The 7,753-nt window shown below is 69.4% G+C and carries 7 protein-coding genes; all 7 read left to right on the forward strand.

Features of this window, described 5'->3' with window-relative positions:
- Positions 1–237: 237 nt before the first annotated feature.
- Entirely contained in the window at positions 238–654 is a 417-nt protein-coding gene (locus tag ON23_RS28905; protein WP_039782169.1) for a hypothetical protein, read from the forward strand.
- A gap of 56 nt (positions 655–710) precedes the next feature.
- A complete protein-coding gene (locus tag ON23_RS28910; RefSeq protein ID WP_143860410.1) occupies positions 711–1,013 on the forward strand; it encodes a hypothetical protein in 303 nt (100 codons plus the stop codon).
- Positions 1,014–1,079: 66 nt separating this feature from the next.
- Positions 1,080–1,928, forward strand: a complete 849-nt coding sequence (locus ON23_RS28915; RefSeq protein WP_039782172.1) for an ESX secretion-associated protein EspG — start codon at positions 1,080–1,082, stop codon at positions 1,926–1,928.
- A gap of 36 nt (positions 1,929–1,964) precedes the next feature.
- Positions 1,965–3,782 carry a CpaE/TadZ family protein gene (locus ON23_RS39475; RefSeq protein WP_223273875.1) on the forward strand — a complete coding sequence of 606 codons (1,818 nt, stop codon included), beginning with the start codon at positions 1,965–1,967 and terminating at the stop codon, positions 3,780–3,782.
- Positions 3,779–5,305, forward strand: coding sequence for a type VII secretion integral membrane protein EccD (eccD, locus tag ON23_RS28925; protein WP_039782176.1), 1,527 nt, complete (start codon positions 3,779–3,781; stop codon positions 5,303–5,305). The genes ON23_RS39475 and eccD overlap by 4 nt, the downstream gene beginning before the upstream one ends.
- Complete coding sequence (gene mycP / locus ON23_RS28930) at positions 5,305–6,663, forward strand: type VII secretion-associated serine protease mycosin (RefSeq protein ID WP_039782174.1); 1,359 nt, start codon at positions 5,305–5,307, stop codon at positions 6,661–6,663. The genes eccD and mycP overlap by 1 nt, the downstream gene beginning before the upstream one ends.
- Before the next feature lie 44 nt (positions 6,664–6,707).
- On the forward strand, positions 6,708–7,753 hold a 1,046-nt coding region (gene eccE, locus ON23_RS28935; RefSeq protein ID WP_245556172.1), incomplete at its 3' end, for a type VII secretion protein EccE.

Raw genomic sequence — 7,753 nt, forward strand, 5'->3', positions numbered from 1 at the left:
TCCCGTGGTCGGGGTCATCGAATACGCCGACGACGACCACACGATCGACGCCGTTCCGGAATTGGTACCCGCCTTCGGTGTGCTCGAACGCGTCGAGGACGAGCAGGGTCCGGTCTCGATGGATGTTCCCGGTGAATACCGGAGCCGTGACTAGCACGCCGGGAGCCGACAGGCTCCCCTCAACGTCTCCGCCAGGTGTGGAGCCGACTGTGAATCGAACCTTGAAAGGAAAGAGAAATGACCAATCCCAGTGTGATGCAGGGTGGTTCGGAAGACTGGAACAGCGGCGCCACCAAGACCGCAGTAGCGCTCGGTGAGCTGGAGAACCAACTCCGGACCCTGGATGCGACCCGGCACGGGCTGAACACGGCGGTGCAAAGTGTGCACACCGGTAATGCCATCGACAGCAGCCTGAGCAACGTGCACGCTAGCGGTAAGCGACTTGCGGCCGAGCTGCAGCGGATTCTGGACAATCTGAAGCATCGTGGAGGCTCGGTCCAGGTCGACGATCTCCACGGTGCGGCGAAGGTACTCGCGGCAGATGGCAACGACGGTTCACTCAACGTGACGGATGGCTCCGGCAATTACCAATACGCCGGCGCTCCGGGCACGGACATGGTTTCCGGGAAGATCCGTACGAGCGACATTCTGTGATGCTCGGCTCATTCTCAGTTCTATTTTCACAATACCTACGAAAGGTGCGATAAATCATGTCCGGAAAAATGTATTTCAATTTTGAACAGGTTAACGAGCATCACACCACGCTCAAAGGTCTCACCCAGGCGATGCAGGACAATATCCTCCATCTGCGTGCTCTCCAGGAAGCGCTGGCCGATCTTCTCGGCGGTAGCACGGCCAATGCATACCAGGAGGTTGCAGGTAACTTGAACAGACTGATGAGCGACCATCAGCAGAATCTGACCAACCTGAACCTGAGCATCAACGCGGCGGCCGGCCACGGCGGTACGGTTCAAACCGCAGACCAGGTCAGTGCCAGGTCCATGCGTGGATGACCTCGCTACGGCTCGGCCACGGCGGCTGTGGATTTGTGAGACGGCAGGAGGCGATTCACAGCGTCTATGGTGAGTGAGGATGATGTCAGGGAGGATCCGGTAGCGATCGATCTGAATGTCGATGCCGCCCTGCTGCTTCGGCATCTGGTCGGCATCGACTCCTATCCGCCGGTGCTGGCATTGCTGCCCAACATCTACCGGATCGAGGATCGGGATCGGGTGCACGCCGTGGTCACCGATCAGCTGATCGAGGCCGGGATGATTGTCGATGGCCGGGTGCACCCGACCATCGAGCATTGGCTGCGCTGCCTGTACCGGCCGGATGTGGAATTGATCGCCCGGATCGTCGACACAGGTGTCGACGGCGGTCCGAAAGGCATGCTGCGACTGTCGCTGGTCCGCTCGGACGAGACACAGGTGCTCGCGGTGCGGTCCGACGACCATGTCGTCATCCAGTCCGTACCCGCGGGCGACCATCGCCTGGACACCCTGACCGAGGCGTTGTCGGCCGCGCTGGGGCCGGCCCCAGCGCTGGATTTCGCGCCGCTGTCGGCCTGGGCCGAAGACTTCGACGAGGTTCCGGCCGAGCCCGACGAGCGCCGCCGGGCACTGGTCGAGCTCGGCGCCGAGCCGCGCACGGCGAGTCTGCTCTCTCGAGTACTGAGCGAAGTCGCCCGCCGTGCGGAAGTCGTCGTGACCGAACACCATGACGGCGCCATACCTCGGCCCGAGGTTTGCATGAGTGTGCTCGATACCCTGTCGGGCCGAATCATCGTGACTCCGAGTGTGGCGCTGGACGGCCGGATTCGGGCGACGTACGCGCCCGGGGACGACACGGCGCTGCACGCCGGCGTCGCGGCACTGGTGGACCTTCTCCCCGGCCGCAGCTGGTTCGAAACCAGTCGGGTCGAATAAGACCGTCCGCCGCGCGTTTTCGAGAGGATGAGTGACATGAACCGAGCACCGAGTACGAATGGGCATGCGGCCGAGGCCGTCCGGGCTCGGGGTGGTTACGACGCCTTCTTCGCGCCGGTGCCCGATCAGCCGGGTGCGGCGCCCACCGGCGCCGGTGACTCCGCTGCCTCGACGTCGCCCGCCTCGACGTCACCGGCCTCGACCTCGATCGCCGGAAATTACCCCGCGGCAGCCGGTTCCGCCGCGCAGCCGTCGAGCGAACCGGCCGCCGGTGCGATGCCCGCCGACCCCGCACGCCCCGCCGCGCCCCCGGTCGGACCGGGTGCGGCGCCGACCGGATCGGCGGCTGTCGGCTCCGGAGCCACCAGCGCAGCGCAGCCGGGCGCGATACCAGCGGGACCCGGTCAGACGAGTTCGGCAGCAACCGGTTTCGCGCAGCCGGGTTCGGTGCCACCGGAATCCGCACAGCCGGGTGCGGCGGTGACAGGATCCGCGCAGTCCGGCTCGGCAGCGGCGGGCCCGGGTCCGGTAGCTCCGAGTTCGGCGCACCCGGGAACCACGCACCACGGAGTGAACCCGTCGGGAGCCGCGTCGTCGGGAGTGGCGCAGCCGGGTCCGGTTCAGCCCGGGCCGGCGCAGTCGGCCGGGGTGCGCGCCGGTGCCGAACCGCCCGCACCCACCGCCGACGCCTCCATGTCCCATGCCGCTCCATCGGCCGAAACATCCACTGCGAGCTGGCATTCCGCATCCCAGACCGCGGCGCCGACGTGGCAGCAGACCGCGGCCTCGCCGCAGACCGCCGCGTCCACCCCGTACTCCGCGGCACCGCCGGCCGCCGCCCGGGTCCCGGACCGCGTCGAGCGCGGTGTGCAGAGTTCCGAGCGCGTCGAGATCCTGCCCGCCGCACTGACTTCCGCGGAATTGCTGGCCGATATCGCCGCGGCCCATCGCGCCCAGCTCAAATCCACCAGCGGTGTGCGGGGCGCGCTGAACAAGGTCGGCTTCAATCTCGGCCTGTCGCCGTCCGAACAACGGAAACAGGATCGCCGCGGCCGTATTCGCCGCCAGCTCAACAGCACCTATCAGATCGCGGTGATCAGTGTGAAGGGCGGCGTCGGGCGCACCACGGTGACCGCGGCCCTCGGCTCCACCTTCGCCCGCCTGCGCCCGGACCGGGTGGTGGCGATCGACGCGAATCCCGATTTCGGCGATCTGCCGACCCGGACCCGGCCGCATCCCTACGGTCTGACGCTGCGGGATCTGGTTCGCTCCCCGAATCTCGAGGCGTTCTCGGCGGTGCACTCGTTCACCTCGATCAACGATGCCGATCTGGCCGTCGTGGCCTCACCGTGGAATACCGAATCGGTCGAGGCGCTCTCGGGTGGCGAATACTCCGCCGCCGTCGAGATCCTGCGCCGCCACTACAACCTGATGCTCGTGGATTGCGGTACCGGAGTGCTGGATTCGGCCACCGGGAGCGTCTTGAACACCAGTGACGCGGTGCTGGTCGTCACGCCCGCGACCGTGGGCGGGGTGAAGGGCGCGGTCGCCACCCTCAATTGGCTGAATTCGCATGGGATGCAACATTTGATCGCCAAATCGATCGTCGCGATCGTCCACCATCATCCGGTGAAGCCGACCGTCGAGGTCGACCAGATCGAGAAGCTCTTCGCCACCGCCCAGCGGCCCACCTTCGAACTGCCCTACGACGCGCATCTGTCCGAGGGCGGCGAGATCGACCTCCGATTGCTCGACGAGGACACGGGCCTGGCGTTCGAGGAACTCGCCGCCGCGCTGGCCGACGGCTTCCCGGGTTCGCCGATGGCCGGCGGCGATCGCGGAGGGTGGCGATGACCGCTGCCTACGCGACCGCCCCCGCGGCGGCGGCGCCCACGGCCGAGGTGGCGCGGGCCCGGATCGCGATCATGGTCGCCACCTACCAGGTCGATGTGGTGGTGCCGACCAAATTCACCATCGAGACCTTCATCGACGATCTTCTCGGCGTCCTCTCGCGCGCGATCGACGACGAGAACGTGGATTTCACTCCGCCCAGCGGCCAGTGGAGTCTGGCCCGGCCGGGCGAATTGCCGATTCCCCGGTGGCGCAGCCTGGCCGATCACGACGTGGTCGACGGCACCGTGCTCATGCTCACCGCGGTGGAGTCGGCGGAGATGTTCACCCCGGTCGTCGAGGACATCACCGACGCTCTGGCGATGATCAACGAACGCGAATTCGCCGAATTCGACCGCGGCACCATCGCGATCGTGGGCGTCAGCGCCCTGGGCGTGGGCGCGGTCGCCGCGGCCGGGATGCTGGCCTGGTCGTGGACCGAGACCGGCTCGCTGTGGTGGTGCGGGCTGCCCGCACTGCTGCTCGGCGTGGCGTACTGGGTGGCGGCGCTGGTCGTGCGCGGGCGACGGCTGGCGCCGGGCATTTCGCTGGGCCTGGCGCTGTCGGCCGTGCCGCTGCTGTCCGCCGGTGGGGCGATGCTGGTGCCGCCCGCCTACGGGGAGCCGGGCGCGTTCGCCGCGGCCAATATCGCCGCCGGGGCCGTGGTGGCCGCGGTGTCGGCCGCGACCATGATGCGCGTCACCCGTTTCGGGATCGCCACGTTGATGTCGGTCACCGTGCTGGGCGTGGTGATCACCGCGGCCGCGATCCCGGCCACCTATCTCGATATCGCGCTGCGGCAGGTCACCGCCGGTCTCGTCTTCGCCGGCCTGATCGTGTTGACGGCCGCGCCCCGGCTGGCGGTCGTGATCGCGCGCATCCGCCCGCCGGATCTGCCCGATCCGGGCAGCGAGGTGGCGCCGTCGACCCTGACCGACATCTTCGACGCCGAGGCCGCCCGCGAGGCCGATCCCGAACTCGAGGAGCAGGACGAGCGCGATCGGCGCCGGGCCCACTCCGGGATCGAGGCCCGCGCCCGGCTGGCCGTGACGAGCCTGCGCGGACTGATGGCGGCGGTCGCGGTACTGCTGTCGGTCTCGACGGTCGTCACCGCCGCGGCGAGTCCGGGCGGGATCCGCGAAATCGTGCTGGCCGTGGCGGTCGCCGGGATTCTGGTGCTGCGCGCTCGCTGGTTCCCGGATCGCGTGCAGGCTCTCGCCCTGGTCTCCGCCGCCGCCATCACCCTGACCGGTCTCGGATTCGTCCTGGTCGGCGCCTACCACACCCCGGGCGCCCGGCTGGTCGTCGTGCTCGTCGCGGTGGCCGCGGCGGTCGCGGCCTGCGTTGCGGCGCTTCGGCTTCCGGGTACGCGCCTGTCGCCGGTGACCCGCCGCGTCATCGATCTGATCGAGTACGCCCTGATCGTGATCGTCCCGGTGATCGCGTTCTGGATCATGGGCATCTACACCGCCATGCGAGAGATCTGATGCGTCCGATCCGATCCGCGAGCACGGCGCTGGTCGCGGTGCTCCTCCTGCTGGGGGCCGGTCCGGCCGCCGCATTGGACCCGCCGGACGTGGTGGTCGGCGCGGCACCGCCCGACGGTCCGCCCGGACCCGAGGTGCCGACCAAACAGGACAAGGGCTGCCTGGCCGTCGGCCTGCTGCCCAACAGTGACGTGAAGCAGACGCCGCCGCCCGAACAGGCGCTGGATCTGCGCCAGGCGCGGGCGCTGAGCCGCGGCGGCGGGGTGACCGTCGCGATCGTCGACACCGGCGTCGGCCCCAATCCGCGGCTGCCCAATCTCACCGGCGGTGGCGACTATGTGTCCGCCGGTGGCGACGGGCTGTCGGACTGCGATGCGCACGGCACGCTGATCGCCGGAATCATCGGCGCCGCACCGGATTCCGCCGACGGGTTCAGCGGTGTCGCACCGGACGCCCGGCTGGTGTCGATCCGGTACCGGTCGGGCGCCTTCAGCCCCGAACAACCGCAGGGGGACGAGGCCACCGCGGCGCCGGCCCGCGAGTTGCGCAATCTGGCCCGCGCCATCACCCACGCGGCGAACCTCGGCGCCGGGGTGATCACCGTATCGCTGCCGATCTGTGTGCCCGCGGATTCGAAACTCGACCAGTCGATGCTGTCGGCGGCCATCGGATTCGCCGTGCACGTGCGCGGCGCGCTCATCGTGGCGGGGGCCGGCAACACCGGCAGCTCGGGATGCCAGCAGAACCCGCCGATCGATCCGAGTCGCCCGCGCGATTCCCGGAACTGGGGTGCGGTGCAGACGATTTCGTCACCCGGCTGGTTCGGCCCGGATGTGCTGACCGTCGGATTCACCACCGCGACCGGCACCCCGATGGCGGATTCGCTTGCCGGACCGTGGGTTTCGGTTGCCGCGCCCGGTACCGGCATCGAATCGCTCGGCCCGGGCGGCGGGGGGCTGATCAACGGTGTCGGCGCGCCCGACAAACTGGTCGCCGTCGGCGGCGCCTCGTTCGCGGCGGCCTATGTGAGCGGCGTGGCGGCGCTGCTGCGTTCGCGCTACCCGAACGAGACGCCCCAGGAGATCGCCGCCCGCCTGCAGGCCAGTGCGCACGCTCCCGCTCGCGGCATCGACAACTCGGTCGGTGCGGGCATGATCGATCCGCTCGCGGCACTGAGTCTTCGGACCGCGCCGCGCCAGCCGGCGGGCCTGTTCCGCTCCACCGAACTCATCGTGCCGCCGCCCCCGCGCGCGGCCGACCGCCGTCCGGCGATCGTGGCAGGCATCGTCATTCTCGCCGCGATCGTGGCCGGGGTGGGAGCGAGCTACGCCGGCACGGTGCTCGGGAGACGCCGTTGAGCGTGGCGAACATCCGAATCGGTAGCCCGGAGGGCGGACCGATCGTGGCGGCTTCGATCGCCGCCAGTTTCGTGCTGGTCGGTTTGTGGGGGCGCGCACCGCTGTGGGTGGGCCCGCTGGTGGTGGTGGCGATGGCGGGCGCGGTACTGGTCCGCGTCGACGGGCGTACCGCGGTGCGCTGGTTCCTGGACTGGTGCTCGTACCGGGCCGGTATGGCGGCGCGCGCCCGGGAGCGGGCCCGGCCGCGCGAAATCCACGACGTGGAGGTCGCCGCCGGAGTGTGCGGTATCCACACCGACGAGTCGACGCTCGTCGCGATGATCCAGCTGGCGCCCGACCTGGATCTGCCCACCGTGATCGGTGAGGAGACGCTCTACACCGAGGACGTCGTCCCGATCGACACGCTGGTCTCGATGCTGGACCAGTACGGGATCGCCGTCGACATCGACATCGTGACCACCGGCCAGCGGGTCCGTCCGGCCACCAGCTACAGCATGCTCTACGACCAGCTGATCGGTACCCATCCGGTGGTGGGGGAGCGGATGACGTGGCTGGTGCTGCGCCTGGATCAGCAGCGCAATCTGACCGCGCTGGCCCGCCGCGGACCGGCCGAGGTCACCGGCCCGAAAGCCCTTGCCACCGCGGCACATCGGATCGCCTCCCGGCTGCGCGAGCGGGGTATCTCGGCACATGCCCTGCCCGCGGACGCGTTGCGGGAGGCGACCCGGCTGCTGCACGCCGGAGTCGAACCGGCGGAGTTGCGGGAGCGCTGGGGGCAGCTGGAGTCGCCGGCCTCCGGGCGCTGTGTGACCAGTTTCTCCATCGACTGGACCCGGCTGCACGGTGCGGGCCTCGACGACTGCTGGAACTGGAATCGCGGCCGGACCACTCTCGTGGTCAGCCTGGCCGGCGGCGCGCTCGGACCGCGCGGCATCGTGCGCTATGTGGGCCCGCCGGTCACCTCGGCGCCGGTCGACTATCTGCGGCGGCTCGGTGGCCGTCAGTCGACGGCACTGCTGGCGACGTTGCCGACCGGAACTCCGGTCTCCGCCCTGCCGCCCGACGACACCGGCAACGACGTGGCGTCCCC

The sequence above is a fragment of the Nocardia cerradoensis NBRC 101014 genome (assembly GCF_000308535.1).
GTDB classification, from domain to species: Bacteria; Actinomycetota; Actinomycetes; order Mycobacteriales; family Mycobacteriaceae; genus Nocardia; species Nocardia cerradoensis.